This is a genomic window from Enterobacter cloacae complex sp. HYC080_NIDB (genome assembly GCF_056673325.1).
This window is the reverse complement of the sequence record NZ_CP114212.1, coordinates 918,926-945,397: the sequence shown is the minus strand read 5'-3', so window position 1 is coordinate 945,397 and position 26,472 is coordinate 918,926. Positions and strand designations below refer to the sequence as shown.

Here is a 26,472-nt window from a genome sequence, read left to right as displayed (position 1 = left end):
GGCGCGCAGCATAGCATTGCGGGAGGCAGAAATAAAAAAGGGAGCACTGTAAAAACAGTGCTCCCGGTTCGTTCCGCAGCATTCCAGCTACAATTCGTGCTCCCTGCTCATCCGTGACAACTTTTCCTGATGCCCGAAGGGCTGGTCATCCGTCTACCTTTCGCATCCTGCACACATCTTCCTGACGTGCTTGTTTCATCCTGAAACGTCCTGGCCTTCCTGACCCACCGACCGTCCTGTTCGGCTCTCGTTCTCCTTCCTGGAGGTGTCCCTTACGCGTCCTGCGTTATCCCTTTGCTTCATCCTGAAGCCTTCCTGCAGCGTCATCCTGACGTGTCCTGAGTAAGAAACGCCATCATCCTGATGTTCGTTTCTCGTGTCGGCGTCCTGTCGACAGAGATAGAATCCGCTATTCCGCTTCGTCTTACAACCCACCAGGGGAGCGTTGTAAGACGTAAGAAAGCCCTATAAAAGCTGCGATAAACAGCTAATCCATTGAAAAACAGCGTGATATTAATCTTAATTAAATGAGGTAATACTGAATGTTCCAGCGATCTCTCACAAACCTTGTAAGAGATCTCTCACACGCGCTGTAGCATTATGGATTACAGAAGAGGCTCAAGTCGGGTAAGGAAATCCGCAAGTGAAGGGGCGAGGGTCTCGCGATTGCGGGTGCCGATGGTCTCTTTAATCACTTCGCCAGACAGGTTACAGACGGAAATCACATCCAGGTCACTGTCGAGCGTAGCAATAAAGAGCGTCGGAGAAAGCTTAAGGCGTTTTTGCGTGACCAGATGACCAATCAGGTTTTCCTGAACACGCTGCAGATCGTCTTCGCTCCAGGTCTGCAACAGCGTCAGCGTCAAATCACCCAAGCGAGCGGGCATATCCCCTGCAAATTGCGTGACATAAAACGCGTGAACCGCTGGTTGTACCACAATCTCCATAGCCCGTTCAACCGCATTTACATTTTGCCCGGCGTTACTCGGCTTCGGCTGCCAGATAACATAATCATCCTGAGAAGAGATAATGCACGGTGACGGTACGCCATATAATTCAGCACTTTGCGGCCACGTTCCATGCTTTTCATGCCACGCATCGCAATAGCGGGTCGTGAAGGTAGTAAGGGCATTTGCAGTTTCGATGTCCACCGATTTCTCTCTTCTTGTAAGACAGGATAAACTCAGCCCATAAGTGTACCTGTAAAGTGGCTATGAAACATGTCTTACGAAAATCATCAGGCGTTAACCGGCTTAACGCTGGGTAAATCGACCGATTACCGCGATACCTACGATGCAAGCCTGCTGCAGGGTGTGCCGCGCAGCCTGAACCGCGATCCTCTGGGATTGCACGCGGACGCGCTGCCGTTCGTGGGCGGCGATATCTGGACGCTGTATGAAATCTCCTGGCTCAACGCGCGCGGCCTGCCGCAGGTGGCGGTCGGACACGTTGAGCTGGATTACGCCAGCCAGAATCTGGTGGAATCCAAGAGCTTTAAGCTCTATCTCAACAGTTTCAACCAGACCAAATTTAATCACTGGGATGAGGTTCAGCAGACGCTGGAACGCGATTTAACCGCCTGTGCTCAGGGTCAGGTCAGCGTTTCGCTATATCGCCTGCACGAACTGGAAGGGCAGCCGATCGCCCACTTCAACGGAACCTGCATTGACGATCAGGATATCGAGGTGGAGAATTATGAATTCAGCGCCGATTACCTCGAAAACGCGGCGAGCGGCAAGGTGGTTGAAGAGACGCTGGTCAGCCATCTGCTGAAGTCCAACTGTCTGATTACCCACCAGCCGGACTGGGGTTCGGTACAGATCCAGTATCGCGGCCCGAAAATCGATCGCGAAAAGCTGCTGCGCTATCTGGTGTCGTTCCGCCATCACAACGAATTCCACGAGCAGTGCGTGGAGCGAATCTTTAGTGATATCCAGCGTTTCTGCCAGCCAGAGAAGTTGAGCGTTTACGCGCGCTATACCCGACGTGGTGGGCTGGACATTAACCCGTGGCGCACCAACACTGATTTTGTGCCAGCGACGGGTCGCCTGGTACGTCAATAATATAAATTTTTTCACAATATGCGGGCGGTATTCCGCCCGAAGTGTTGTGAAACCTCACACGCCAGGGCTATTGTAATCAAAGGGAATGACGATAATCGTCCCATAAGGAGCTCACTTGATTACACATATTAGCCCGCTTGGCTCAATGGATATGTTGTCGCAGCTGGAAGTGGACATGCTTAAACGCACGGCCAGCAGCGATTTGTATCAATTGTTTCGTAACTGTTCACTTGCCGTACTGAACTCCGGAAGCCTGACAGATAACAGTAAAGAACTGCTGTCCCGCTTCGAAAGCTTTGATATCAACGTGCTGCGCCGCGAGCGCGGCGTGAAACTGGAAGTGATCAACCCGCCAGAAGAGGCCTTTGTTGACGGGCGTATCATTCGTTCCCTTCAGGCCAACCTATTTGCCGTACTGCGTGACATCCTGTTTGTTAACGGGCAGATCCACAACGCAGGCCGTTTCCAGCATCTCGATCTGGAAAGCTCGGTCCATATTACCAACCTGGTATTCTCTATTCTGCGCAACGCACGTGCCCTGCACGTTGGCGAAGCCCCGAACATGGTGGTCTGCTGGGGCGGTCACTCGATTAACGAAACCGAATATCTCTATGCCCGCCGGGTAGGAACGCAGCTTGGCCTGCGTGAGCTGAATATCTGTACCGGCTGTGGTCCTGGGGCAATGGAAGCGCCAATGAAAGGTGCCGCGGTGGGTCATGCGCAGCAGCGTTACAAAGAGGGTCGGTTTATCGGCATGACCGAGCCGTCAATCATTGCCGCTGAGCCGCCTAACCCACTGGTGAACGAGCTGATTATCATGCCGGATATCGAGAAACGCCTGGAGGCGTTTGTCCGTATCGCGCACGGTATTATCATCTTCCCGGGCGGCGTGGGCACGGCGGAAGAGCTGCTCTATCTGCTGGGTATTCTGATGAACCCGGCCAACAAAGATCAGGTTCTGCCGCTGATCCTGACCGGGCCAAAAGAGAGCGCAGACTACTTCCGCGTGCTGGACGAGTTTATCGTGCATACGCTGGGAGAAACCGCGCGTCGTCACTACCGCATCATCATCGATGACGCGGCGGAAGTGGCGCGTCAGATGAAAAAAGCGATGCCGCTGGTGAAAGAGAATCGTCGTGATACCGGCGATGCGTACAGCTTCAACTGGTCAATTCGTATTGCGCCCGATCTACAGATCCCGTTTGAGCCTACCCATGAAAATATGGCGAACCTCAAACTCTACCCGGACCAGCCGGTGGAAGTGCTGGCTGCCGATCTGCGTCGCGCCTTCTCCGGGATTGTCGCGGGGAACGTGAAAGAGATGGGCATTCGCGCGATTGAGCAGTATGGTCCGTACAAGATCCACGGTGACCGGGAGATGATGCGTCGCATGGATGACATGCTTCAGGGCTTTGTGGCCCAACACCGTATGAAGTTGCCGGGCTCAGCCTATATTCCGTGCTACGAAATCTGCACGTAACCGTTGGTCTGTTGTCGTTAAAGCCGGGACGCCCTGTTGTGCGTCACGGCTTTTTTATTACCGAATCAATTCATAGATATCACTTATGTCTTTAACAAACTCGCCGCAAACGCAAACGATTACCTCGCATTAGCAACCGCAAATTATCAGCCTTAATCTAAATTACCCGCCAGAAAATCCTAAAAAGCCATTTCTTTACAGCAAAAGACACCTATCTCGCGGGCCGCCCTTTTAGCTTACATGTCGTTGGTGATAGCCTGCGCGCGCGTAAATTCTCTTTGATGTTTTTTTAACAGATAAATGGTCTAAAGATGCCCACTTCATAAGTGGATTATTGCATTTGGGATCAGGATCACTGATAGATTCATAACGAGAATGTATCTTTCCGCCCGCCAATAGTTACGGGCGAAAATTATTAAAAAACCGTCACTGAACGAATTTCATATTACCGTCAGGCACTTTTTCATCGGATTTGACTAGAAACCTGACAATTTGCTTCCTCCAGGAGATATAGATGGAAACCACTCAAACCAGCACCGTTGCTTCGATTGAATCCCGAAGTGGTTGGCGCAAAACGGATACCATGTGGATGCTTGGCCTTTACGGTACAGCAATCGGCGCTGGTGTACTGTTTCTTCCTATCAACGCAGGCGTCGGCGGTCTGATTCCGCTGATCATCATGGCCATCATCGCCTTCCCGATGACCTACTTCGCACACCGCGGTCTGACTCGCTTCGTGCTGTCCGGTAAAAACCCGGGCGAAGACATCACCGAAGTTGTTGAAGAACACTTCGGCGTGGGTGCAGGTAAACTGATTACCCTGCTCTACTTCTTCGCGATTTATCCCATCCTGCTGGTTTACAGCGTGGCCATCACCAACACCGTTGAAAGCTTCATGTTGCACCAGCTGCACATGACGCCACCACCGCGTGCCATCCTGTCTCTGATCCTGATTGTCGGCATGATGACCATCGTGCGCTTCGGTGAGCAGATGATTGTGAAAGCCATGAGCGTGCTGGTATTCCCGTTTGTCGCTGCACTGATGCTGCTGGCCTGCTACCTGATCCCACAGTGGAACGGTGCCGCACTGGAAACGCTGTCCCTGAGCAGCGCGTCTGCAACCGGTAACGGCCTGCTGATGACCCTGTGGCTGGCAATCCCGGTCATGGTCTTCTCCTTCAACCACTCCCCGATCATCTCCTCTTTCGCGGTGGCGAAACGTGAAGAGTACGGTAATGGCGCTGAGAAGAAGTGCTCCAGCATCCTGGCTCGCGCTCACATCATGATGGTGCTGACCGTGATGTTCTTCGTCTTCAGCTGCGTACTGAGCCTCTCCCCGGCAGACCTGGCGGCAGCGAAAGATCAGAACATCTCTATTCTGTCTTACCTGGCGAACCACTTTAACGCACCGCTGATTGCGTGGATGGCACCGATCATCGCGATGATCGCCATCACCAAATCCTTCCTGGGCCACTACCTGGGCGCACGCGAAGGCTTCAACGGTATGGTGATTAAATCTCTGCGTGGTAAAGGCAAGAGCATTGAAATCAGCAAGCTGAATAAAATCACTGCGCTGTTCATGCTGCTCACCACCTGGGCGGTAGCGACCCTGAACCCAAGCATCCTGGGTATGATTGAAACGCTGGGTGGCCCGGTCATCGCGATGATTCTGTTCCTGATGCCGATGTATGCGATTCAGAAAGTGCCAGCCATGCGTAAGTACAGCGGCCATGTGAGTAATGTCTTCGTGGTTATCATGGGTCTTATCGCTATCTCTGCGATCTTCTACTCCCTGTACACCATGTTCTGATTGTCACCCGCGCCGTCTTCGGACGGCGCACTCCTCCCTCTCTGACTGAAAGCAATGGACGCATCATGATTAGCGTATTCGATATCTTCAAAATCGGTATTGGTCCTTCCAGCTCTCACACCGTCGGACCAATGAAAGCCGGTAAGCAGTTCACGGACGACTTGATTGCACGCGGCATCTTGCATGACGTTACCCGCGTGGTTGTCGATGTTTACGGTTCCCTTTCTCTGACCGGGAAAGGCCACCATACCGATATCGCCATTATCATGGGCCTGGCGGGGAACCTGCCGGATACCGTTGATATTGATGCGATCCCTGGCTTCATCCAAGATGTGAACACCCACGGTCGTTTGCTGCTGGCGAACGGTGAGCATGAGGTTGAATTCCCGGTTGACCATTGCATGAATTTCCATGCGGACAACCTGTCGCTGCACGAAAACGGCATGCGCATTACCGCGCTGGCCGGCGACAAAGCGGTTTACAGCCAGACGTATTACTCTATCGGCGGCGGTTTTATCGTCGACGAAGACCACTTTGGTCAAACCAGTACCTCTTCTGTTGAAGTGCCGTATCCGTACAAAACGGCGGCGGATCTTCAGCGTCACTGCCAGGAGACGGGGCTTTCCCTCTCTGGTCTGATGATGAAAAACGAGCTGGCCCTTCACAGCAAAGAGGAACTTGAACAGCACTTCACCAGCGTCTGGGAAGTGATGCGCGGCGGTATTGAGCGCGGGATCACTACCGAAGGCGTTCTGCCTGGCAAGCTTCGCGTACCGCGTCGTGCGGCGGCGCTGCGCCGTATGCTGGTGAGCACCGACAAAACGACTACCGACCCCATGGCCGTCGTGGACTGGATTAACATGTTTGCCCTGGCGGTGAATGAAGAGAACGCCGCAGGGGGCCGCGTGGTCACCGCGCCGACCAACGGCGCATGCGGTATCGTTCCGGCCGTGCTGGCGTACTACGACAAGTTTATCCGTGAGGTCAACGCCAACTCTCTGGCGCGCTACCTGCTGGTCGCCAGCGCGATTGGTTCTCTGTATAAGATGAACGCGTCGATTTCCGGTGCGGAAGTGGGCTGCCAGGGTGAAGTCGGCGTGGCCTGCTCCATGGCGGCGGCGGGTCTGGCTGAACTGCTGGGCGCGAGCCCGGCTCAGGTGTGCATTGCGGCGGAAATCGGCATGGAGCATAACCTGGGTCTGACCTGTGACCCGGTTGCCGGGCAGGTACAGGTACCGTGCATCGAGCGTAACGCGATCGCCTCCGTGAAGGCGGTGAACGCGGCACGTATGGCCCTGCGCCGCACCAGCGAACCGCGCGTCTGTCTCGATAAAGTTATCGAAACCATGTACGAAACCGGCAAAGATATGAACGCCAAATACCGCGAAACCTCTCGCGGCGGCCTGGCGATGAAGATCGTGACCTGCGATTAAGCCTCTCAGGAAGCCTCGTTTTGCGAGGCTTCTTCCTGTTTTCCCTCACGCTATTCGTTTCAACCCGCTGACAGTGATACCCTTTACCCATTAGCTTTAAGGGAGATTATCTGTGGCTGTTCATTTACTTATCGTCGACGCGCTCAACCTGATTCGCCGTATCCATGCGGTACAGGGCACGCCCTGTAAGGACACTTGCCTGCACGCGCTGGAGCAGCTTATTCGCCATAGCGAACCTACCCATGCAGTAGCGGTGTTTGATGACGAAGCGCGGAACAGCGGCTGGCGACACCAGCGTCTCCCTGACTACAAGGCCGGACGCGCGCCGATGCCGGACGACCTGCATGCCGAAATGCCCGTTATTCGCGCGGCCTTTGAACAACGCGGCGTTCCATGCTGGGGCGCGCACGGCAACGAAGCGGACGATCTGGCCGCGACGCTTGCGGTCAAGGTAGCGAGTGCCGGACATCAGGCCACTATCGTTTCAACGGACAAAGGCTACTGCCAGCTTCTCTCTCCCACCATCCGCATCCGCGATTACTTCCAGAAACGCTGGCTGGACGCGCCATTTATTGCCAGCGAGTTTGGCGTCTCACCAGATCAACTGCCTGACTACTGGGGACTGGCGGGGATAAGCAGCTCGAAGGTACCGGGGGTCGCGGGCATCGGGCCGAAGAGCGCCGCCCAGCTGCTGACAGATTTTCAGAGTCTGGAGGGGATATACGCCAGGCTGGATGACGTGCCGGAAAAATGGCGCAAAAAGCTGGAGGCGCACAAAGAGATGGCGTTTATCTGTCGGGATGTGGCGACGTTACAGACGGATTTACAGCTGGACGGGAACTTGCAGCAGTTGCGGTTAGAGCGTTAAACGGTTCACGGTTTTGTTGGCCCGGCAAGCACAGCGCCACCGGGCAAAACAAAGCGCGCGCTATCGCTCGTCGCGACGCCCGCCTACTGCCGCCCACCAGCGACGAATATGTACCGTCACCTCTTCGCGATCGTGATATAGCTGACGTGCCTGGATCTCCACGTTAATACCGTGCTCATCCAGTTGCGCCTGGATGTAGGCCAGGTTCTGGGAGACCTCCTCGTAGCGCTTTTTCATCGGCAGCTTGAGGTTGAAAATGGTCTCGCGGCACCAGCCGTTCACCAGCCAGGAGGCCATCAGCGCGGCCACTTTTGCTGGCTTCTCAACCATGTCGCACACCATCCAGGAGATGTTGTTACGGGTCGGACGATAGCGGAAACCGTCTTCACGCAGCCAGGTTACCTGCCCGGTGTCCATCAGGCTTTGCGCCATTGGGCCGTTATCAACAGACGATACCCACATATTGCGTTTCACCAGCTGATAGGTCCAGCCGCCCGGGCACGCGCCAAGATCGACGGCATACATACCGTTAGCCAGACGCTCGTCCCACTCATCGGCCGGGATAAAGACGTGGAAGGCCTCTTCCAGCTTCAGGGTTGAGCGGCTCGGTGCATCCGACGGGAACTTCAGACGCGGGATCCCCATATAGAATGGCGAATTATTGTTGGTATACGAATAGCCGGCATAACAGCAGCCCGGAGCGATAAAGAAGATGTGTACTACCGGACGCTTCGGCGTTTCGTAGTTCGTCAGCACGCCCGCATCACGCAGCGCCGCGCGCAGCGGCACGGTAAATTTGCGGCAGAACTTCATCAGCTCTTTACTTTCGTTAGTATCCGCCACTTCCACGCGCAGATCGCCGCCCTTCTCCACTACGCCCTGCAGCATGCCGACAATTGGCGTGATGCGGTCTTCCGGGGGAAGGTCTTTCAACAGCTCACCCGCCACAAACATCTGACGAGCGAAGATCAACGAGCTAAACGGCAGTTCGCGCGCCAGCTTATCCGCATCTTCGGGCTGATAGCATTCAAAGACCACATAGCCCGCATTCTCTTTCACGCGGGCAAAGCCGAAGACGTCGCGCTTCGCCGCTTTATCGGTAATTTCCGCGGCGCACTCTTTCTCAAACCCCGGGCGACAATATAAAACAACTTTATTCATGAACAACGCCCTTGCGTTTCAGACGGATAGCTCCGATAAACATTAATACCCACCCCACCAGGAAGCTGACGCCGCCGACGGGTGTAACAAACGCCCACAGGCGCAGATGTGAAAGTGCCAGACAGTAGAGGCTGCCGCTGAACAGCACAGTACCCAGCGCCAGAAAAACGCTGCTCCAGTAAAACCAGATGCTGATCCGACGCTGCATCGCCACCGCCAGTCCGAAAATAGCCAGCGTATGGAACGCCTGGTATTCAAGGCCGGTCTGGATCCAGCCCATCTCGACAGCACCCAACGACTTACTCAATACATGTGCGCCAAAGGCGCCCAGTGCAACAAAAATAAAGCCACTCACCGCGGCAAAAATAAGCATGAATCGGCTGGTCATGTTTAAGTCCTGAATTAATGCGTGCCCGGCACACAAACGTTATTGTTCATACCTGAAGCGGAATTTCTCTTGCTCGCTTGCCGCCTTTGCCAGTATCCACTGCCGGAAGGCGGCTATTTTACCCAGTTCTGCCTGACTGTCATGACAAACCAGATAAAATGCATTTTTGCTGACCAGTACGTCATTAAACGGGCAAACCAGACGGCCTGCCTCAATTTCGGACTGCGCCATCACGTTGTTAGCCAACGCCACGCCCTGCCCGTGAATGGCAGCCTGTAGCACCATCGCACTGTGGCTAAAAATGGGCCCCTGCTGCACGTTTATATGACTTAGACCTAATTGACGGGTATACGTTTGCCAGTCGCGGCGAGAGGCATCATGTAAAAGCGTATGCTGCGCCAGGTCAGCGGGGGTCTTCAGCGCTTTATCGCCCGTTAACAGCAGAGGCGAGCAGACCGGCAGCAGATATTCTGCGTATAATTTCTCGACACGCAAGCCCGGCCAGTTACCTCGACCGTAAAAAATGGCGACATCCACATCATCGGCCAGCTTGTCTTCCTGACGATCCACCGCCTGGATTCGAACGTCGATCCCCGGATAAGCTGAGTTAAAGCTTGAGAGTCTTGGCACCAGCCACTGAATGGCAAAACTGGGCAATAAACTGACAGTCAGGGCACCTTTTGCACTGCGGGCCTGCAGCTTGCGCGTGGCTTCCGTGAGCTGGGAAAAAATCTCTTTAATATCCTGAAAATAGCTCTGCCCCTCTTCAGTCAACAGCAATGAACGATTGCGTCGACGAAATAGCTTAAGGCCCAGGAAATCCTCCAGAGACTTGATTTGGTGACTTACTGCGGCCTGTGTCACAAAAAGCTCATCTGCCGCACGGGTGAAGCTGAGGTGACGTGCTGCTGCATCAAAAACGCGTAATGCATTAAGGGGTGGCAATCGCTTTGACATGGTTATCTGGCTTAGATGTTAACTGAATTTAACAAATAGGAAACAACGTTTAACCTATTAGTTTTTTTTATCTGAGCCATTATAATTTGTCCGTTGAGGAACTACCAGCAAATACCTATAGTGGCGGCACTTCCTGAGCCGGAACGAAGAGCTTTTTTCGGAATGCGTGTTCTGAAGGGCTTTTGGCTTACGGTTGTGATGTTGTGTTGTTGTGTTTGCAATTGGTCTGCGATTCAGACCACGGTAGCAACGCTACCAATTTTTCACTTCCTGTACATTTACCCTGTCTGTCCATAGTGATTAATGTAGCACCGCCAACTTGCGGTGCTTTTTTTTCGCCTGCGATCGGTTAATGCTCGATCTCTTTCATCTCTTTCACGTCCGTGCGGTTGATCTGCTGCTTGTTCCCGTTCGCATCTTTATACGAAATCATCCCGGTATCGTTATCGGTTGTCGGTTTCCCTTCCGAAACGATGGAACGACCATCGTTGGTATGCATCACGTAGTTGTTACCAGAACAGGCGCTCAGGGCAAAAGTAAACGCACAGGCAGAAATGATTGCAGCTGTCTTATTCATGATTATTCTCCTTTAGCAATTAATGCTATTCAAACCTCGATTTATAACAGGCTAAAACATCCGCCTAACACTATTTAGCATAACCTGCTTTTGCGAGGTCGCCAGGATAAGCAGACGAATCTGATAGATATCAACCTCCTTGCCCTGCCGCTGAAATTGCGCGACGATCGCGTTATTGATATGAGGAGTCCCATGAACGCTTTCAGTCCTGCGCAGTTTCGCGCACAGTTCCCGGCGCTGGCCGATGCCGGTGTTTACCTTGATAGCGCCGCCACCGCTTTGAAGCCCCAGGCGGTGATTGACGCGACGCAGCAGTTCTACAGCCTGAGCGCCGGGAACGTGCATCGCAGTCAGTTTGCCGAAGCGCAGCGCTTAACCGCGCGCTACGAAGCCGCACGCGATCAGGTTGCACGCCTGATCAATGCTGAAAGCGGAAAAAGTATCGTCTGGACGCGCGGCACGACCGAAGCCATTAATATGGTGGCTCAGTGCTATGCCCGCCCACGGCTGCAGGCAGGAGATGAAATCATCGTCAGCGAGGCGGAACACCACGCTAACCTGGTGCCGTGGCTGATGGTGGCCGAGCAAACGGGGGCTCAGATTGTCAAACTTCCGTTGGGTGCAGACTTCCTGCCTGATGTGGCACGTTTGCCCGAGCTGATTACCCCACGCAGCCGCATCCTGGCGTTGGGGCAGATGTCCAACGTCACCGGTGGCTGCCCGGATCTGGCCCGCGCTATTGAGATTGCCCATGCCAGCGGTATGGTGGTGATGGTCGACGGGGCGCAGGGGGTAGTGCATTTCCCGGCTGATGTGCAGGCGCTTGATATCGACTTCTATGCCTTCTCCGGACATAAGCTCTACGGGCCAACCGGCATTGGCGCACTCTACGGCAAGCCGGAACGGCTGACGCAAATGACGCCGTGGCTCGGGGGCGGCAAAATGATTACCGAGGTGACATTCGACGGCTTCAAAACGCAGGATGTACCTTATCGTCTGGAAGCCGGTACGCCAAACGTGGCGGGCGTGATTGGCTTAAGCGCTGCGCTGGAGTGGCTGACTGAAACAGACATTGTTCAGGCGGAGAGCTGGAGCCGCGGCCTGGCGACGCTGGCAGAAGAAGAACTTAAAAAACGCCCCGGTTTCCGCTCGTTCCGCGTACAAGACTCGAGCCTGCTCGCCTTTGATTTCGCAGGCGTTCATCATAGCGACATGGTGACGCTGCTGGCCGGGTACGGCATTGCCCTGCGGGCAGGACAGCACTGCGCCCAGCCGCTTCTGGCAGCGCTCGGCGTGAGCGGCACCCTGCGCGCCTCGTTTGCGCCGTATAATACTCAAAGCGATGTCGAGGCACTGATTAGCGCCGTTGACCGCGCCCTTGAAATACTGGTGGATTAATGACTCAAGCAGCGTTAGCCGGACATCCGTTCGGCACGGTCATCACAGAAGAGACCTTAAAACAGACCTTCGCTCCCCTCACGCAGTGGGAGGACAAATATCGTCAGCTGATCCTGCTGGGCAAGCAGCTCCCCACGCTTTCAGACGATCTTAAAGCGCAGGCGAAAGAGATCGCTGGCTGCGAGAACCGCGTCTGGCTCGGGTTTAGCGTATCCGGGGAGAAGCTTCACTTCTTCGGCGACAGCGAAGGCCGTATCGTGCGCGGGCTGCTGGCGGTTCTGTTAACCGCAGTGGAAGGGAAAAGCGCGGCAGAATTGTTAGCACATTCGCCGCTAATGTTCTTCGATGAGCTCGGGCTGCGCGCGCAGCTCAGCGCCTCACGCGGTCAGGGTCTGATCGCGCTCAGTGACGCGGTACTGGACGCAGCACGTCAGGCTCAGGCCTGACGTTCCGCCTTCGCCATCATCTTTTTCAGGGCGTGAGAAACCGCCACAAAGCCAAAGGAAGCGGTTACCATGGTGGCCGCCCCAAACCCTGAGGCGCAATCCATACGTTTGGGTCCTTCCGCCGTACTTTTCATTGCGCAGACCGACCCATCCGCCTGGGGATAGACCAGCGCTTCGGTTGAGAACACGCAGTCAACGCCCAGCTTGCCTTTGCTGTTCTTCACCACGTTAAAGTCGCTTTTCAGGCGTTCACGCAGCTTTGCCGCCAGCGGATCCTGAATGGTTTTCGCCAGGTCGGCGACCTGGATTTGCGTCGGATCGATTTGCCCGCCCGCGCCGCCCGTCGTGACCAGCGGCACCTTGTAGCGACGGCAGTAGGCGATCAGCGCCGCTTTGGGACGCACGCTGTCGATAGCGTCAATCACATAGCTGTATCCTTTACTCATGTACTCCGCGACGTTATCTGCCGTGACAAAGTCGTCGATCACCGTCACGCGACATTCCGGGTTAATGAGACGAATGCGTTCCGCCATCACTTCAGACTTCGCCAGGCCGACGTTATCACGAAGGGCATGGATTTGACGGTTGGTATTGGTGACGCAAACGTCATCCATATCAATCAGCGTGATTGCGCCAATACCGGTTCTCGCCAGCGCCTCTGCCGCCCACGACCCCACACCACCAATGCCCACGACGCAGACATGCGCATTCGCAAACAGCTGCAGGGCTTTTTCACCATAGAGACGTGCCGTGCCGCCAAAACGCTGACGCCAGGCATCGCTGATTACCACAGACATAAAACCTCAGATGTAAAAAGGGTGAGGTTCTTCCTCACCCTGAACAAGTAATCCGTATTGCGCTCAGAATACCACAATCAACCGCTGAATACGTTTCCGGTACCCGGTGCGGCCTTCAGCACCCACACGCGTCCGTAGTGGTTATACCAGCCCGCACGGTGGCCAGCATCCGGACCAATGCCCTGATAAATATCGAAGTGCTGGCCTTTAATCGCCCCGCCCACATCCAGCGCCACCATCAGACGCAGCTCATACTGACCGTTGAATTTACCGTTGTTGTCCAGCAGCGGGACTTCCGCCAGCAGCGTGGTACCCGCAGGAATAATAGAACGATCCGATGCCACCGACGCACGGCCAATCAGCGGAACGGCACTCGCCCCCTTCACCGGCGCGAAGTTTTGCGGTTTAAAGAAGACGAACGACGGGTTCTGCTCCAGCAGTTCACGCACCTCGGCTTCACTGTGCTTTTCGCCCCACTCGCGGATCGCCTGCATCGACATATCTTCCTTCTTCACTTCACCGCGGTCGATCAGCACCTTACCAATACTGCGATAGGCGTGGCCGTTTTTACCGGAATAGCTGAAGAAGTTAAGCGGCGAACCGTCGCCAAAATCGATGTAGCCACTGCCCTGAACGTCCATGATGAAGTTATCCATCAGGGAGTTGCTGTAAGCCAGAACGTAGTTTTCGCTCAGCGCACCCGCGTAGATCTCTGCACGAGAAGGCAGACGACCGCGTTTTGGCGGCATACGGTAGATAGGATACTGGAACTCACCCTGGCGCGTGTGTCGCGCCTGAATCACGGGCGTGTAATACCCTGTGAACTGGACGTTGCCGTAGTTATCCGCCCCTTCCATCTGCCAGGCGTCAATACCAAACTGGCGCATGTTGCGCGTATCACCGCCTGCTTTCAGCCAGTCCTGGACGGCGTTGTACACGCTACTCTGAGTGCCATACAGACGCGGCGACGCATTGCGGATCTGGTAAACCTGCTCGGAGAAATCGCCGGCGTTGATCGGAGCACCGACAGCATCAGGCTGATTAACTAAAGAGAAAGGCTGGGATAACTTCCCGTCTTTATACTGTTGACCGCGATCGGTCGGTTTGGAAGAGCAGGCCGCAAGAATCGCTACCATTGCGCCTGCCATCAGATACTTCGCCCAACGTCCTTTCATTATATCTCGTCTTTAAGTTGCCCATTTCCGCGTGATGAAGATAACAAACCGCCAGGGCTAATGAAATGCGTTCGCATGCCCTTTGGCAAATTTTGCGCAAAAAATAGTCCATACAGCGCCATGTCGTTCAATTTGCATACAAAATCATGATTTATGTAAAAAAGGGGTTGCATCACAAACCTATCCGAGTATAGTGCGCATCCACGGACGCGGGGTGGAGCAGCCTGGTAGCTCGTCGGGCTCATAACCCGAAGGTCGTCGGTTCAAATCCGGCCCCCGCAACCAATTAAAATTTGATGAAGTATCTTCTACGACAGTAGAAAGACGGACGCGGGGTGGAGCAGCCTGGTAGCTCGTCGGGCTCATAACCCGAAGGTCGTCGGTTCAAATCCGGCCCCCGCAACCAATCAAATTTGAAGAAGTAAGTTTCTACAAGAGTAGAAAGACGGACGCGGGGTGGAGCAGCCTGGTAGCTCGTCGGGCTCATAACCCGAAGGTCGTCGGTTCAAATCCGGCCCCCGCAACCAACACTTCTAAAAACAATAAACACCCTGAAGGGTGTTTTTTTGTATCTGTCGTTTGTGAATGTGCCGGGCGTTTCACCCGGCTGAATGCGCTATCCGCGTCGCGCCAGCGTCGCCCCGTCTGAGAAATACGCCCGAATCCCCGCCAGAATCGACTCCGCCACCTCCTGCTGGAATTTTGCCGTCTTGAGCTTACGCTCCTCTTCAACGTTACTGATAAACGCCGTTTCGACCAGTATGGAGGGAATATCCGGCGCTTTAAGCACCGCAAACCCGGCCTGCTCAACGCTGTTTTTATGCAGCTTATTGATGTTACCCAGCTTGCCCAGCACCGCTTTACCAAACTTCAGGCTGTCGTTAATGGTCAGGGACTGCACCATATCGAACATCGTGTGGTCGACGTAGCGGTCACCGCTTTTGCTCACGCCACCGATCAGATCCGAGGCGTTCTGAGTGTCGGCCAGGTAACGCGCCGCGGTACTGGTCGCGCCTTTGGTTGAGAGCGCAAACACTGACGATCCACTCGGCTGACGGCTGGTAAAGGCATCTGCGTGGATCGAGACGAAGAGATCCGCACGCTGCTTCTGCGCTTTCGCCACGCGAACTTTCAGGGGGATAAAGACATCTTCATTGCGCGTCATGTAGGCGCGCATATTGCCCTCTTTATCAATCAACGCCTTCAGACGACGGGCAATTTGCAGCACCACGTCTTTCTCCCGCGTATGATATTTCCCCACCGCACCGGAGTCTTCGCCGCCGTGGCCAGGATCGAGCATGATCACAATCGGGCGATCGCGCCCCGCTTTGCCCGGCTGCGGACCACTTTGCGCAGGCGGAACCTGACGTTGCAGATCGCCTTTGTTGTAATCCTCCAGCAGGGCCAGAAGCGGATCCTGAATATCCGTTGCATTGGCTGGGTAGAGATCCATCACCAGACGCTCTTTAAACGTCGCCACAGGGGCGAGAGCGAACAGCTGCGGCTTCACGTTCTGTTTAAGCTCAAACACCATACGCACGGTTTGCGGATCAAACTGCCCGACGCGCGCCGATTTAATAAACGGATCGTCACCGCGGATCTGCGCCGCCATCCCCTTAAGCACGGAGTTAAGGTTCACGCCTTCGAGATCCACTACCACACGTTCAGGATTGCTGAGGGCAAATTGCTTATATTTCAGCACTCGATTGGATTCGACCGTCACGCGCGTGTACGTCGACGACGGCCAGACGCGCACCGCCACCACCTGACTCGTGGCGGCAAGGCCGACCTGGCTGACGCTAAGCAACCACATTGCCCCGGCCCCTTTTAACAAACGGCGGCGGCTTATTGCTGAATTGGATCCCGACATGCTTCTCCCGAGCAAGAAAACGAACTGATATACAAAAGTCCAGATTGACCGAAAACTTTAACGAATGACGCATAAACTGTCATCTATAAAAGGGTAAACAATTCGCTGCTAACGCACGGATTACTTATTCATTTCTGTGGGTCGCAGAAAATTTGCACTTGCACACGCGGCCACAATCGAATAAAAATACAGAAATTACGAATAAACATTCATTAAGGGTTGTGCCATGGTGAAGGAACGTAGAACCGAACTGGTCCAGGGATTCCGCCATTCTGTTCCCTATATCAACGCCCACCGGGGAAAAACGTTTGTCATCATGCTTGGTGGCGAAGCCATTGAACATGAAAACTTTTCAAGCATCGTCAATGACATAGGCCTGCTGCACAGTCTCGGGATCCGCCTGGTGGTGGTCTACGGCGCGCGCCCGCAGATCGATGCCAACCTGGCCGCTCACCACCACGAGCCGATTTATCACAAACATACCCGCGTCACAGATGCGAAAACCCTGGAACTGGTGAAACAGGCGGCAGGGCTGCTGCAGCTGGATATTACGGCTCGCCTGTCGATGAGTCTGAACAACACGCCGCTGCAGGGGGCGCATATCAACGTCGTGAGCGGCAACTTTATCATCGCCCAGCCCCTCGGCGTGGACGATGGCGTGGATTACTGCCACAGCGGCCGCATTCGTCGTATTGATGAAGAGGCCATTCACCGTCAGCTGGACAGCGGTGCCATCGTGCTCATGGGCCCGGTGGCGGTATCCGTGACCGGCGAAAGCTTCAACCTGACGTCAGAAGAGATTGCCACCCAGCTGGCTATCAAGCTGAAGGCGGAAAAAATGATTGGGTTTTGCTCCTCACAGGGCGTCGTTAACGATGAAGGGGTGATTGTGCCGGAACTCTTCCCGAATGAAGCCCAGGCGCGCGTGGAAGCGCTGGAGGCCGAAGGAGATTACCACTCCGGCACCGTGCGTTTTCTGCGTGGTGCGGTGAAGGCCTGCCGTAGCGGCGTGCGCCGTAGCCACCTGATCAGCTATCAGGAAGACGGGGCCTTACTGCAGGAGCTCTTCTCCCGGGATGGCATCGGCACCCAGATTGTCATGGAGAGTGCGGAGCAGATACGCCGCGCGACCATCAACGATATCGGCGGTATTCTGGAACTGATCCGTCCGCTGGAACAGCAGGGTATTCTGGTGCGTCGTTCCCGTGAACAGCTGGAGATGGAGATCGACAAATTCACCATTATTCAGCGCGATAACCTGACCATTGCCTGCGCTGCGCTCTATCCGTTCCCGGAAGAGAAGATCGGTGAAATGGCCTGTGTGGCTGTGCATCCTGACTACCGGAGCTCTTCTCGCGGAGAAATGCTGCTAGAGCGCGTGGCGGCGCAGGCGCGCCAGATGGGGTTGAGCAAGCTGTTCGTCCTGACCACGCGCAGCATTCACTGGTTCCAGGAACGCGGGTTCACGCCGGTGGATATCGATTCCCTGCCGGAAACGAAGAAAGAGATGTACAACTATCAGCGCCGTTCAAAAGTGCTGATGGCCGACCTGGGATAATACGCCACTTGCCGGGAAGCGCTGCGCTTACCCGGCCTGCATTTCGTCCCTCATTCAGAGAGACTCAAAGATTGCGCCCAGCCCGCTTCGGCGTTCCGTGCGGGTGGCGATGGCCTGCATCAGCACGCGTTCATCGGTATACAGCGACAGGCGCTGACGCGCACGCGTGATGGCGGTATAGATCAGCTCGCGGGTAACGACAGGTGAAAGCTGCGTCGGCAGGATCAGCGCCGCATGGTTAAACTCAGAGCCCTGCGATTTATGCACCGTCATCGCCCACGCAGTTTCATGCTCGGGCAAACGGCTGGGCTGGAAGGACTTCACGCTACCATCCGGCATCTGGAACCAGACGCGCAACCCCTGCCCGCGATCGAGTGCAATGCCGATATCGCCATTAAACAACCCCAGCGCACTATCGTTGCGGGAAATCATCACCGGGCGCCCTTCATACCAGCGCGAGTGCAGGGTACGGTTGATTTTACGTTTCTGCGCCAGCAGCTGTTCCAGCCTGTCATTCAGGCCGCTGACGCCAAACGGCCCCTCCCTCAACGCGCAGAGCAACTGATATTCGCCAAACGCGGCAATCACCTGCTCCGGCGGACGTTGCTGTTGTACGCCGGTGAGAAAATGTTGATACCCCAGCAGGGCATCATCCAGCATCGCCTGATACTCTTCCCCACTTTGCAGCGATTTTTTCTCAATGTCGGTAAAGGTACCGTCAAACACCGCACAGGTCGTGTGCCGGTCTCCCCGGTTCACCGCCGACGCAAGCTGCCCGATGCCGGAGTCGCTGCCGAAACGGTAGCTTTTTTGCAGCAGGCACAAGCTGTCGCGCAGCGCGCCCGCGATCGAGTGCTGTTCCGCCGCAAGGGAACACCCTGTCAGGCGGGCCAACTCCTCCGCGCGTTCCGCGGTATAACCCAGACTGGCATAGGTGCAGATATCACCCAGCACGGCCCCGGCTTCCACGGACGCTAGCTGGTCACGGTCGCCGAGGAAAATGACCCGCGCATGAGGCGGCAAAGCATCGATCAGCCGCGACATCATCGTCAGGTCAATCATCGACGCTTCATCCACCACCAGCACATCCAGGTGTAGCGGGTTACCGGCATGGTAGCGCAGACGCTGGCTACCCGGCTGCGCGCCAAGTAACCGATGCAACGTGCTGGCTTCATTGGGTAAAAGCGCAAGCTGTTCCCCTGTGAGCGGCAATTTTTGCAGGGCACCGCCTAATGACTCCGTCAGACGTGCCGCGGCTTTACCGGTGGGAGCCGCCAGACGAATACGACACTTTTGCTCACCGGATAACTGAATCAGCGCGGCAAGCAGTTTTGCCACCGTCGTTGTTTTCCCGGTGCCCGGGCCGCCCGAAATCACCGAGATCCGCCGCGTTAACGCCACGGCGGCCGCCACTTTCTGCCAGTCAGTCGCGTCGTCAGAGGTAAACAGCGTATCCAGCACTTGCCGGAGCTGCGCTTCATCGCAGGGAAGCGGGGCGTTGGTCTCGCTGAAGAAGCGCGCCACCGTCAGTTCGTTACGCCAGAGTCGGTTCAGATACAAACGCTCGCCGGTCAAAATCAGTGGCGTCCCGGTATCGGTCGCGCTGACGGCAGGCGAGCGGAGTAATATCGCCTGCCAGTCCACTGCCTCACCGAGCAGCGCGAAACACGACTGCAGCGCCGGAGGCATTTTCTCATCCACAGCCAGACGCGACAGCGGAAGGCACACATGCCCCTCGCCTGCGTCCTTACTCAGAATGGCGGCAGCGAGCATAACGGCTGGCTCCTCGCCCGCCACCATCATGGCAAACTGCACGTCCAGGTGGCGCAATAATCGTTGTTCTACCGCCTCCAGCAATAGCGCCTGCATCGTCATACCACCTCCTCTGTGCGTGCAGCAAACAGGTTATCCATTTTTTCAATCAGCTCCACGGCCGGACGGGTGCTGAAAACGCCCGACTGCGGGTCGTTAGCATCCACGCCGCGCAGGAACAGGTAAATAACGCCGCCAAAATGGTCTTCGTAACGGTAATCGGCCATGCGATGGCGCAGGTACCGGTGCAACGCCAGGGTATAGAGCTGATACTGCAGGTCGTAGCGATGCATTTGCATCGCTGAGGCCATCGCCTGTTGGGTATAGGCTTCGCTGTTCTCACCCAGCCAGTTCGATTTGTAATCCAGCAGGTAGTAGCGCCCTTCGTGGCGGAAAACCAGGTCGATGAACCCTTTTAACATCCCCTGAACCTGGCGGAAGTTGAGCGGTGGGCACCCGGCGGATAACGGATCGTACTCACGGATCAACGCGTCAAGCGCGTCGGCCCTGAGCGGGCTGGCGATGGGGAGATAAAACTCCATTTCGACCTGTTTATCTTTGGCGGTCAGCTGGCTGAGGGAAATCCCCTGTGTCGTGAGCGGCGCGTGCAAAACAGCGCGGAGCCAGTCGGTGAGAACCGGCTGCCATTGGGCGTCGTAGCCGCCGCTCTGGAGCATCTTCAGCACCCATTCTTCAGAGACCGGCTGGGTAAAATCCAGCTCTTCAAACAGGCTGTGTAAAAACGTGCCCGGCGAGGCCCCACGCGGGAACTGATGCGGCGTGAGCACCGGTTCAGCGGGCGCGCTTCCTGCGCCTGCGGCATCTACGTCCAGTTTAGGCATCAAATCCTGAGCAACGCTTTGCCCGTGCTGCTGTAAACCGGAGTAACTGGTAACGCGCCAGTCGTCGGCAATCGTGCGGGCAACCTGGCGGGCATGCAGCTCTGACGCTCTCTGTTCCGGCGTCTGCCAGCGGCTGTTGTCGGGCTGAGACGGAATATGCAGGGCAACATGCTCTGAGCAAAGAGATTCGATGCACTGGCGCAGACCGGCAGCATCTTTGGGTTCGCCTCGCTGGATAAGCCTTCCCAGCGCACTCAGATGAAAATCACTCTCGCCGCTCTTATCGCCCCGGCGACGAAACAGCGGCGCAACGCCCAGGCTGCAGTGCCAGACCGAGCGGGTCAGCGCCACATAAAGCAGACGCAGATCTTCTGCCAGACGCTCGGCTTCGGCCAGCTCAACGCTTGACTCTGCGTTGCTGAGATCGAGTACCGCTTCAAACGACTCGCGATCGTGGTAAAAAGCCTGATCCTGCACGCGGTAATTGGCGATAAAGGGCAGCCAGACCAGCGGATATTCCAGGCCTTTAGATTTGTGAATGGTGACGATTTGCACCAGGTGTTTATCACTCTCAAGGCGCATCTGCTGGCTGGACGAATTACTGTTCGGGTCGGCAATCTGCTGCGCCAGCCAGCGCACCAGGGCATGCTCGCTCTCCAGCTGTGTCCCCGCCTCCTGCAGCAATTCGCTGATATGCAGAATATCGGTCAGACGGCGCTCGCCGCCCGCGGTTGCGAGCATGTTCTCCGCAATGTGACGCTCTGCCATGAGCTCGCGCACCATCGCCATCACGCCGCGCTTTTGCCATTTTTCGCGGTAGCGAACAAACTCTTCTACCACGGCATCCCACGCGGCTTCGTCATTGTTGAGCACATCAATATCACGCGCATTCAGCCCGAGCATCGCACTCGCCAGTGCACTGCGCAGCGTACTTTCACGCTCTGGCGCCAGCACGGCCTGCAGCAGCCAAAGCATCTCCTGGGCTTCCAGCGTTTCAAAAACGCTGTCGCGGTTTGAAAGATAGACGGACGGAATATTCAGTAGCGTCAGGGCGTCGCGAATAAGCGCGGCCTCCTGGCGGCTTCGCACCAGCACCGTGATATCGGATGCTTTTACCGGCGCGGGTTTATCGCCCTTCCACAGCAGCGCATCTCCCCGCGCGCCTGCGCTGAGCCAGTCCCTAATCTGCGCCGCACAGTACTGGGCCATGGCATTTTGATAGTCGGCGACGCCACAGCCTTCGCCGTCCAGCAGCCAGAAGTGCATGGCGGGCTGCGTCTCACCGTTGAATTCGAAGCGCAACGAATCGTTTTTCGGGGCAAATTTGACCGGCAGAAACGGGATTTCCCGGAACATAAACGCCATATCCATGCGACTGAACAGCGCGTTAACGCTTTCCACCATGCCGGGAGAGGATCGCCAGTTGGTATCGAGCGTATAGTGCGCATCAACCTCACTGCGGGCTTTCATGTAGGTGAAAATATCCGCACCGCGGAAAGCGTAAATGGCCTGCTTCGGATCGCCGATTAACAGCAGTGCGGTGCCGGGCTGATGGCGCCAGATACGGCGGAAAATACGGTACTGCTGAGGGTCGGTATCCTGAAACTCGTCAATCATTGCGACCGGGAAGCGAGTACGAATCGCCTCTGCAAGCGCTTCGCCATTTTCGCTGCACAACGCCGCATCAAGGCGACTCAGCATGTCATCAAACCCCAGCTCGCCCCGCCGGCGCTTTTCGCGCGCCACGGCATCGCGAATTTCCGTCATCGCACGGGTGATCATCAGATCGTTAAGCGTCAGGGGCTCCGCCAGCAGAGTTTCAATTGCCACAAACAGGGGATGTTCAGGCACAATGCCGTCGGCTTTGGTCCGCTCAACCAGGAAACGCTGTGAGAATTTCTCCAGCGCGTCCGGAAGCTGATAACCGCGCGTCTCTTCCTTCGCCCATGCGCTGATCTTCTCGATCCATTTTCCCTGGTTGCCACGGTTGAACTTGCGTCTGTCGATCCCGGAACTCTCGATGATCGCCTCAATCTCGCCGACTGATTCATTCCATTTTTGCTTGATGTCTGCGATTCGCGCGATGATTTTTTCATGGCGTGAGGCCAGGGTTTCATCCGCTGGCGGCGGCGATTTGATGACCGGCGCTTCCCCCTGAAGATAACGATCGATGGCGCGCAGCAGTGCCTCTGGCCCTTTCCACAAGGCATGTACCGCTTCGGCGATATCGCGCGGTAACGGGTAGCAGTGGCGACGCCAGAAATCCGCACAGGCCTGATAGCGCAGCACGGATTCATCTTCAATGAGTTGTTGTTCAAACAGCATGCCGGATTCGAACGCATTCAGGCTCAGCATGCGCTGGCAAAACCCGTGAATGGTGAAGACGGACGCTTCGTCCATCTGTCGTTCCGCAAGGAGCAGCCACTGGGCGGCCTGCTGCTTATCAGCAATTTCTTCCAGAAGGCTCGCGTAGAGAGGGTTATCCGTACTCTGGCGCAGGCAGGCAATGCGCAGTTCGTGAATATTGGTACGAATACGGCCGCGCAACTCAGCGGTGGCGGCCTCGGTAAAGGTCACGACCAATAGCTCTTCAACGCTCAAAGGGCGTGGAAAAGCAGCGTTACCGCCAAGCCCTAACAGCAGGCGCAGATAGAGCGCGGCAATGGTAAACGTTTTTCCCGTTCCCGCTGAGGCTTCAATCAATCGTTCACCCTGTAGAGGTAAACGTAAGGGATCAAGGGACTCAGCGGTATCGGTCATTCTTTCTTACTCCAGGGCATTGATTGCTGCAGCGCGCTGACGCTCTTCCAGACTTTCCAGCCTTGCGGGTTCACGTACTCCGTTTTCCCGTTCTGGCTACCGGAAACCTGAGACAGAATGGTGATGCCCTGCGGCTTAATCACGGCCTGATGGAAGAAATCGGCAACCTTCTGCGGCGTCAGCTGTTTTATCTCGGCCACTACTTTATCACGCGAATCAAATTTCATATTACCGCGATCAAAATCTTTGCTCAGCTGCGACGCCTCTTCGCCCAGCGTCTGCGGCGGCTGCATTACCTGCGCAATGACGGCCTGCTGGATCTGGGAAAATTCTTCCGGCTTCATGGCCCGCAGCTTTGCTTCCACCTGCGGGAAGAACGCCTGATAGCGCTGCCAGAGATAGGCCGGTTGTTTATCGCTGCTTTGCAGCAGGAAGCCCAGCCCCCACTGACGGCCAACGTTCATCGAGAAAGCAAATACCGCGTAGCCAAGCTGCTCTTCCGTGCGCAGTTGGTTATAGAACCACGGCTGAATAATCTGCCCCAGCACCGCGCTCTGTGCGGACCCGGAGAATTCGTCATAGCCCGTGGGCACAAACACTGCAGCCAGCGCGGAATCGGTACTGCTCCCCGCTTTTTCAAAAATCACATTCTGTTTTTTCTCAACCAGCACGTCCTGATTACGACACCACTCGTCGCCTTTCGAACCCAGCTGAGTGCGGACATTCTCTGCCAGCGTTTTAGCCTGATCCTCGCTCATGTTACCGACGATAAGGAACTCAGGACGCGTGTTAGTTTTCAGCGCATCACGGTAATCCAGCACCTCTTTTAATGAGATAGATGGCAGCAATGCCCGGCGTTCTTCACGCTGGAAATACGGGATTTGCGACAGCATTTGCGCTGGCATCAGCGCCTGATCGTAGGCTTTGCCCTTTTCCGCAGAATCCATCATCTGCGCATACCAGGACTTGGCCTGCTCAAGCTGCTCTTCCGTCGGTGTATAGCTAAAATAGCCCTCCAGCAGTGCCTGGAACAGCTGAGGCAAACGCTGGGTATAGCCATTTGCATTCAGCATCAAACCATTGTTGGCATTGGTGGAGAAGCTGATCCCGCCAACGGCTGCCTGGTTGCTAAGCTGATCGAGCGCGATACCCGCGAGATAGTCATTCAGCGCGAACATCACCTGATTTTTGGCACTATTCATCGCTTTCGGATTACGCAGCACCACGCTGACATCCACCTTTGGCTCGCTCGCGAAATAACGGCTTGGGGTATACACCACGCGCAGCGTCGGCTCATCGACAATGAGCTGGGGCTGCGGATAATCCTTAGTGGTTTTGATAAGCGTAAAATCATCCGGAATGTAAGGGTTCAGTTCCGGCAACGTCAACGCAATCTCTCCAGCCTTCTTTTGCCAGGCAGCGAAGGTCTGGTCGCCGATCTTGTCTACCTGATAAGGTGCATCGACAAAGTAGGCGGTTTTGTTATGCGGTTCGTTCGGGCTGATGTACCAGATACGGGCATTCTGCGGGGTCATCATCGCCAGGCGCGCTTTTAACGCCGCCGCATCATAGCGATCGGCAATATTGACCGCATCGAGGGTGTGTTCCACCGGCACGCGGATCATGGTATCCGCCAGCCACTCCACATAATCCATGTCGCGGGTGATGGACGGGTAACGGAAATCGAGATCCAGCACATGAGCGAGTTCATCAAAATAGCGCTTATCGACGCCTTTCTCACGCAGCAAAGCGAGGTAGCTGAAGATAGCGGCAACCACTTCATCACGGTTGGCCTGCCCTTTGTCGGTCAGGGTGGCGGAAATTGCCAGCACGCCGCTGTTGCCGTTTACAACAGGATCCGAATCAGCGCGAATCCCTTCCACCAGCCCCTGTTTTTGCAGCCAGTCGGATAATGTTCCCGGACTGCGGTTACCAATCAGGTAGGTCACCAGCTCGTCGGTTTTGCTGCGAAACTGTGCGGTGTTGTTATCAATGCGGAACTCAACGCGCAGCACCTTGCGGGGCATGGCAGGAACGTAGTGGATGACGATCCCTTTTTGCGCGTCCGTGACAACCGGCACGTCAATCTTGGGCAGGTCGATATTTTTATTTGGCACCCGGCCAAACGTTTTTGCCGCCAAACCAGCCAGTTCAGGCAGCGGTTTGTTGCTGTAAATAACCGCTTTCATCAGGTTGGCTGAGTAGTATTTGTCGCGAAACGCATGCAGAGCATCAATGACCGGGCTGCCGGGTTTATCGCTGAGCGTCTCCAGATTGCCGCCCGAGAAGCGTGCACCTGGGTGCGCCGGGTTGATCGTCTCAGCGCTGACCTGCGCCATACGCATACCGTCTCGGGTACGGGCCATCGTCAGTTCGGCATTCACCGCATTGCGTTCACGATCGGCGTATTTTTTATCCAGCAGCGGCGCAGCGATAGCATCCGCAAGACGATCAACCGCCCCGTCCAGCGCGTCATTTTCGACTTCGAGATAAAAGGCCGTGCGGTAAGGTGCCGTGCTGGCATTGTGGCTGCCGCCATGCATTTTTAGAAATTCGGACAGGCTATCCGGCTGCGGATACTTCTTTGACCCCATTAACGTCATGTGTTCGAGGTAATGCGCCAGCCCCGGATGAGCCTCAGGATCTTCCAGCGATCCAATCGGCACGACCAATGCCGAGAGGGATTTCACCGCCTGCGGATCGGAAACCAGCAGCACGGTCATGCCGTTATCAAGCCGGATCGCCTGATACTGCCGGGTGTCTTTTTCGCTCTTACGGATAGTGTCCTGAACGGGTTGCCAACCGGAGTCTGCCTGAGTGAAGGGAGCCCAAAGGGCGATAAACAAAACAAACGCTTTGAACACGGTGCTGCCTGGCATTACGACCTCTTTATCACGGCTATCCCCGTCATACTTCAAGTTGCATGTGCGTTGGCTGCGTGCGTTCACCCCAGTCACTTACTTATGTAAGCTCCAGGGGATTCACACTCTTGCCGCCTTCCTGCAACTCGAATTATTTAGGGTAAACATCATTAACACACTGCGTGCTGGACACGCCAACATCTCTTTATTGGGGGT

At 55.6% G+C, this 26,472-nt stretch carries 19 protein-coding genes and 3 tRNA genes; 11 read left to right on the top strand and 11 right to left on the bottom strand.

Annotation, left to right across the window (positions count from 1 at the left end):
• Positions 1 to 605: 605 nt before the first annotated feature.
• Entirely contained in the window at positions 606 to 1,151 is a 546-nt protein-coding gene (gene syd, locus O1723_RS04500; protein ID WP_014885058.1) for a SecY-interacting protein, read from the bottom strand.
• Positions 1,152 to 1,220: 69 nt separating this feature from the next.
• On the opposite strand from syd, the gene queF reads away from it, so the two are divergent.
• The 5 genes from queF to xni all read left to right on the top strand — a co-directional run bounded on the left by queF (position 1,221) and on the right by xni (position 7,654).
• Entirely contained in the window at positions 1,221 to 2,063 is an 843-nt protein-coding gene (queF, locus tag O1723_RS04495; RefSeq protein WP_014885059.1) for an NADPH-dependent 7-cyano-7-deazaguanine reductase QueF, read from the top strand.
• 115 nt (positions 2,064 to 2,178) lie between these two features.
• A complete protein-coding gene (ppnN, locus tag O1723_RS04490) occupies positions 2,179 to 3,543 on the top strand; it encodes a nucleotide 5'-monophosphate nucleosidase PpnN (protein WP_014885060.1) in 1,365 nt (454 codons plus the stop codon).
• A gap of 514 nt (positions 3,544 to 4,057) precedes the next feature.
• Positions 4,058 to 5,353 carry an HAAAP family serine/threonine permease gene (locus O1723_RS04485; RefSeq protein WP_014885061.1) on the top strand — a complete coding sequence of 432 codons (1,296 nt, stop codon included), beginning with the start codon at positions 4,058 to 4,060 and terminating at the stop codon, positions 5,351 to 5,353.
• Positions 5,354 to 5,418: 65 nt separating this feature from the next.
• Positions 5,419 to 6,786, top strand: coding sequence for an L-serine ammonia-lyase II (gene sdaB / locus O1723_RS04480; RefSeq protein WP_014885062.1), 1,368 nt, complete (start codon positions 5,419 to 5,421; stop codon positions 6,784 to 6,786).
• A gap of 112 nt (positions 6,787 to 6,898) precedes the next feature.
• Entirely contained in the window at positions 6,899 to 7,654 is a 756-nt protein-coding gene (xni, locus tag O1723_RS04475) for a flap endonuclease Xni (protein WP_023337708.1), read from the top strand.
• Between the two features lie 60 nt (positions 7,655 to 7,714).
• On the opposite strand, the gene rlmM is transcribed toward xni, so the two are convergent.
• The 4 genes from rlmM to O1723_RS04455 all read right to left on the bottom strand — a co-directional run bounded on the left by rlmM (position 7,715) and on the right by O1723_RS04455 (position 10,737).
• Positions 7,715 to 8,815 carry a 23S rRNA (cytidine(2498)-2'-O)-methyltransferase RlmM gene (rlmM, locus tag O1723_RS04470; RefSeq protein WP_014885064.1) on the bottom strand — a complete coding sequence of 367 codons (1,101 nt, stop codon included), beginning with the start codon at positions 8,813 to 8,815 and terminating at the stop codon, positions 7,715 to 7,717.
• Positions 8,808 to 9,203 carry a DUF423 domain-containing protein gene (locus O1723_RS04465; protein WP_014885065.1) on the bottom strand — a complete coding sequence of 132 codons (396 nt, stop codon included), beginning with the start codon at positions 9,201 to 9,203 and terminating at the stop codon, positions 8,808 to 8,810. Before O1723_RS04465 ends, rlmM begins: the two co-directional genes overlap by 8 nt.
• Before the next feature lie 39 nt (positions 9,204 to 9,242).
• Positions 9,243 to 10,160 carry a glycine cleavage system transcriptional regulator GcvA gene (gene gcvA / locus O1723_RS04460; RefSeq protein ID WP_014885066.1) on the bottom strand — a complete coding sequence of 306 codons (918 nt, stop codon included), beginning with the start codon at positions 10,158 to 10,160 and terminating at the stop codon, positions 9,243 to 9,245.
• 349 nt (positions 10,161 to 10,509) lie between these two features.
• Positions 10,510 to 10,737, bottom strand: coding sequence for a YgdI/YgdR family lipoprotein (locus tag O1723_RS04455; RefSeq protein ID WP_008499648.1), 228 nt, complete (start codon positions 10,735 to 10,737; stop codon positions 10,510 to 10,512).
• Between the two features lie 192 nt (positions 10,738 to 10,929).
• On the opposite strand from O1723_RS04455, the gene csdA reads away from it, so the two are divergent.
• A complete protein-coding gene (gene csdA, locus O1723_RS04450; RefSeq protein WP_014885067.1) occupies positions 10,930 to 12,135 on the top strand; it encodes a cysteine desulfurase CsdA in 1,206 nt (401 codons plus the stop codon).
• Complete coding sequence (csdE, locus tag O1723_RS04445; protein WP_014885068.1) at positions 12,135 to 12,581, top strand: cysteine desulfurase sulfur acceptor subunit CsdE; 447 nt, start codon at positions 12,135 to 12,137, stop codon at positions 12,579 to 12,581. The genes csdA and csdE overlap by 1 nt, the downstream gene beginning before the upstream one ends.
• Here csdE and tcdA read toward each other — a convergent pair.
• On the bottom strand, positions 12,572 to 13,378 hold the full coding sequence (gene tcdA / locus O1723_RS04440) for a tRNA cyclic N6-threonylcarbamoyladenosine(37) synthase TcdA (protein ID WP_014885069.1): 807 nt from the start codon (positions 13,376 to 13,378) through the stop codon (positions 12,572 to 12,574). The two genes, csdE and tcdA, sit on opposite strands and share 10 nt — an antisense overlap.
• A 77-nt stretch (positions 13,379 to 13,455) precedes the next feature.
• Positions 13,456 to 14,553: a murein transglycosylase A gene (gene mltA, locus O1723_RS04435; protein ID WP_014885070.1), complete on the bottom strand. Its 1,098-nt coding sequence runs from the start codon at positions 14,551 to 14,553 to the stop codon at positions 13,456 to 13,458.
• Between the two features lie 208 nt (positions 14,554 to 14,761).
• Here mltA and O1723_RS04430 point away from each other — a divergent pair.
• The 3 genes from O1723_RS04430 to O1723_RS04420 all read left to right on the top strand — a co-directional run bounded on the left by O1723_RS04430 (position 14,762) and on the right by O1723_RS04420 (position 15,080).
• Positions 14,762 to 14,838: transfer RNA gene (locus tag O1723_RS04430), tRNA-Met, on the top strand.
• A gap of 44 nt (positions 14,839 to 14,882) precedes the next feature.
• Positions 14,883 to 14,959, top strand: a tRNA-Met gene (locus O1723_RS04425).
• Between the two features lie 44 nt (positions 14,960 to 15,003).
• Positions 15,004 to 15,080, top strand: a tRNA-Met gene (locus tag O1723_RS04420).
• An 89-nt stretch (positions 15,081 to 15,169) separates the two neighbouring features.
• Here O1723_RS04420 and amiC read toward each other — a convergent pair.
• Entirely contained in the window at positions 15,170 to 16,423 is a 1,254-nt protein-coding gene (gene amiC / locus O1723_RS04415; RefSeq protein ID WP_014885071.1) for an N-acetylmuramoyl-L-alanine amidase AmiC, read from the bottom strand.
• A gap of 226 nt (positions 16,424 to 16,649) precedes the next feature.
• Here amiC and argA point away from each other — a divergent pair, with 226 nt between their 5' ends.
• Entirely contained in the window at positions 16,650 to 17,981 is a 1,332-nt protein-coding gene (gene argA, locus O1723_RS04410) for an amino-acid N-acetyltransferase (protein WP_014885072.1), read from the top strand.
• Between the two features lie 54 nt (positions 17,982 to 18,035).
• Here the strand turns inward: argA and recD are convergent, their stop codons facing one another.
• The 3 genes from recD to ptrA are packed head-to-tail and all read right to left on the bottom strand — an operon-like array spanning position 18,036 to position 26,274.
• The gene (gene recD, locus O1723_RS04405; protein WP_023337709.1) at positions 18,036 to 19,856 is read right to left on the bottom strand and encodes an exodeoxyribonuclease V subunit alpha; all 1,821 of its coding nucleotides are present in this window, start codon (positions 19,854 to 19,856) and stop codon (positions 18,036 to 18,038) included.
• Entirely contained in the window at positions 19,853 to 23,395 is a 3,543-nt protein-coding gene (gene recB, locus O1723_RS04400) for an exodeoxyribonuclease V subunit beta (RefSeq protein WP_023337710.1), read from the bottom strand. The genes recD and recB overlap by 4 nt, the downstream gene beginning before the upstream one ends.
• Positions 23,392 to 26,274, bottom strand: coding sequence for a pitrilysin (gene ptrA, locus O1723_RS04395; protein ID WP_014885075.1), 2,883 nt, complete (start codon positions 26,272 to 26,274; stop codon positions 23,392 to 23,394). Before ptrA ends, recB begins: the two co-directional genes overlap by 4 nt.
• Positions 26,275 to 26,472: the final 198 nt, after the last annotated feature.